The organism is Curtobacterium sp. P97 (assembly GCF_023712445.1).
In the GTDB taxonomy this organism is placed as follows: domain Bacteria; phylum Actinomycetota; class Actinomycetes; order Actinomycetales; family Microbacteriaceae; genus Curtobacterium.
In genome coordinates this window covers 1-472 of record NZ_JAMAYF010000080.1, presented here as the reverse complement: position 1 = coordinate 472, position 472 = coordinate 1, and the positions used below count along the sequence as shown (strand labels likewise).

Annotated in this window: 1 protein-coding gene; it reads right to left on the bottom strand. The window is 49.2% G+C overall.

Features of this window, described 5'->3' with window-relative positions; translation table 11 throughout:
- Window positions 1-153 precede the first annotated feature (153 nt).
- Window positions 154-472: hypothetical protein (locus M3677_RS17030; RefSeq protein ID WP_251161138.1), on the bottom strand; the 319-nt coding region annotated here is incomplete at its 5' end.

Here is a 472-nt window from a genome sequence, read left to right as displayed (position 1 = left end):
GATCAATGGGGATTGCGCGTAGCGCGATAGGCGCGAGCGCGTCAGGGCTCATGTAGTCGGGCTTCATAGGCCGAACAGTTTACCGTGTTGAAGTATCTGGCTTTGCTGTCATCAGAAGTTGGGTTGTTGCACGGTCGCATCGTCCGTGCCCTACTATCGTCTTGTTACGACAGGTTCTCGGCAAGCGGCGTCATAGTTCAACCTGCGTCTGAGTATTTCGGGACCAGCAATAAGCAGACTGTCTGCAACATTTGTCGCTGCGAGTTCAGCTAGGAAATTCGGCCTTTCCGGCCATTTCACCCATCCATTTTGAAGGTCTTCTATATAAATGTCTGGCGCAGAAATTCTCGTGAATTGCTCACCCATCCTCTCATTCAACTCAAAGAAATATGGATTTATCGTCGGAAGATAAACGTAGGACGAGTAATCGAAATCACCATCCTCACCAAATACATCCGGCAGTCTATTGCAC